2 protein-coding genes are annotated in these 2,839 nt (G+C 64.0%); both read left to right on the forward strand.

Annotation, left to right across the window (positions count from 1 at the left end; translation table 11 throughout):
- The coding region (locus Q0L94_RS04235) for a glycosyltransferase (RefSeq protein WP_296750366.1) at window positions 1-439 on the forward strand (439 nt) is incomplete at its 5' end.
- 17 nt (window positions 440-456) lie between these two features.
- The coding region (locus tag Q0L94_RS04240; RefSeq protein ID WP_296750368.1) for a glycogen/starch/alpha-glucan phosphorylase at window positions 457-2,839 on the forward strand (2,383 nt) is incomplete at its 3' end.

A 2,839-nucleotide genomic window follows, 5' to 3' on the forward strand; every position in this document is an offset into this window, starting at 1 on the left:
CCAGGCAATGTACGAGCAGAAGCTCGTGCGGCTGGCCAAACAGCACCCGCAGCGGGTATTCGTCAAGATCGGCTACGACGAGCCGCTGGCGCACCAGATCGAGGCTGGGGCGGACTTGTTCCTGATGCCGTCGCGCTTCGAGCCATGTGGCCTGAACCAGATGTACAGCCTGCGCTACGGCACCCCGCCGGTCGTCTTCAAGACCGGCGGGCTGGCCGATACCGTGGTCGATGCGACCGAGGCCGCCTTGCAGGATGGCAGCGCCACCGGTTTCGTGTTCGACATCCCCGACGTGGCGGCCTTCCTGGACGCTCTCCGCCGCGCGCTCGACCGCTATCGCCATTCCAAGCCGTGGCGGCGGCTGCAGCAGACCGGCATGCGCCAGTCGTTCGGCTGGTCGGAGAGCGCCGGCCGCTACCTTGCCCTTTATTCGACATGATTTCAGCGGGAACCCCCATGCCAGATGAGAAAGTTGCCACCCACCATCCCATCGTTCTGAAGCGGCTGCCGGGAACCGGCGCGTCGCTCACGCATGATGTCCAGCGTTATCAGCTCTACCACCTCGGACGCATGCAGGATTGTCCGCCGCATTACACCTACAAGGCGCTGGCCTGGACGCTGCGCGACCATCTGATGTCGGACTGGATGAATACCTATGCTGCGCGCGACCAGCCGGGCAGGCGGCGCGGCTATTACCTGTCGCTGGAATTCCTGATCGGCCGCGCGCTGGGCAACCACGTGCTCAACCTGGGGCTCGACGAGGCGTCGCGCGAGGCGCTGCACCGGTTCGGCCAGACGCTGGAGACCGTGGCCGAACAGGAAACCGACGCGGGCCTCGGCAACGGCGGCCTGGGGCGGCTGGCGGCGTGTTTCATGGATAGTTGCGCGACGCTCAACCTGCCGGTGATGGGTTACGGCCTTCATTACCAGTACGGCATGTTCCACCAGCGCATCGAAAACGGCTATCAGGTCGAAGACCCCGACCACTGGCTGCGCGACGGCAATCCGTGGGAGGTCGAGCGCGCCGAGTTCACCTGCTGTGTGCCGTTCGGCGGCCGCACCGAGCACTATCACGACAAGGCCGGTGTTCACCGCGCGCGCTGGGTGGATACCAGCGATGTGCTGGCGGTGCCCTACGACATGCCGATCTCGGGCTACCGCAACCATGCCGTGAACACGCTGCGGCTGTGGAAATCGGTTTCCACCGACGTATTCAATCTCGAAGAATTCAATGCCGGCAGCTACTCCGAGGCGGTGCAGGCGGCGAACCAGGCCGAATACATCTCGATGGTGCTGTATCCCAACGACAGCAGCGAAAACGGCAAGGAGCTGCGTCTGCGCCAGCAGTATTTCCTGGTCTCGGCCAGCATGCAGGATGCGCTGCGGCAGTGGCGTGCGGCAGGCAACAGCGACCTGACGAAATTCGCCGAGCACAACGTGTTCCAGATGAACGATACCCACCCCTCCGTGGCCGTGGCCGAGTTGATGCGCCTGCTGCTCGACCAGGAAGGCATGCGGTGGGACGCGGCCTGGGCGATCACCACGCAGTGCATGGCCTACACCAACCATACGCTGCTGCCGGAGGCGCTGGAGCGCTGGCCGGTGGCGCTGTTCGAGCGTCTGCTGCCGCGCCTGCTGGAGATCGTCTATGAAATCAATGCGCGCTTCCTGCGTGAAGTGTCGGTGACAAGGCCGGGCGACATCGAGCGCCGCCGCCGCATGTCGCTCATCGAGGAGGGGCCGGTGCGCCAGATCCGCATGGCCTGGCTCGCCATCGTCGGCAGTTTCTCGGTCAACGGCGTCGCTGCGCTGCATTCCCGCCTGCTGCGGGAAGGGCTGTTCCGTGACTTCGTCGACCTGTGGCCGGACAAGTTCAACAACAAGACCAACGGCGTCACCCCGCGCCGCTGGGTGGCGCATGCCAATCCTGGCCTGAGCGCGCTCATCAGCGAACAGATCGGCGAGGACTGGATCGCCGATCTGTCGCAGCTGGAACGGCTGAAGCCGCTGGCGGAGGCGAGCCATGGCGTTTTCCACGCCGAATGGCGAGCGGTGAAGCGCGCCAACAAGGAACGCCTCGCCGAGATGATCAAGGCCCGGTGCGGAGTGGAGTTCAACCCGGACGCGCTGTTCGACGTGCAGGTCAAGCGCATCCACGAATACAAGCGGCAGCTGCTCAACGTGCTGCACGTGATCCATCTGTACAACCGCATCAATTGTGGACGCCTCGATGGCTGGACCGACCGCTGCGTGCTGATCGGCGGCAAGGCCGCGCCCGGCTACGCGATGGCCAAGCGCATCATCAAGCTCGTCAACAGCGTGGCCGACGTGGTCAACAGCGACCCCGACGTCGACGGCCGCCTGAAGCTGGCCTTCGTGCCCAACTACCGGGTGAGCAGCATGGAAGTCATCGCGCCGGCGACCGACCTGTCGGAGCAGATTTCGACCGCGGGCAAGGAAGCATCCGGCACCGGCAACATGAAATTCATGATGAACGGCGCCGTTACCATCGGCACCTACGATGGCGCCAACATCGAGATTCTCGACGCGGTGGGCAAGGACAACTTCTTCCTGTTTGGCCTGCACGCCGAGGAAGTCGAAGCGCTGCGTCCACATTACCAGCCGCAGAGCTACGTGGAAAACGACTCCGATCTGCGCGAGGTGATCGACCTGCTGAAATCGGGCCATTTCAATTTATACGAACCGGGCATCTTCGACATGATCCTCGACTCGTTGCTGAGTCCGCACGACCCCTGGATGGTGCTGGCGGATTTCCGCAGCTATGTCGATGCGCAGGAAAGGGTGGCGCAGGCCTGGCAGGATCAGGAACGCTGGACGC

The organism is Thiobacillus sp., from assembly GCF_024708915.1.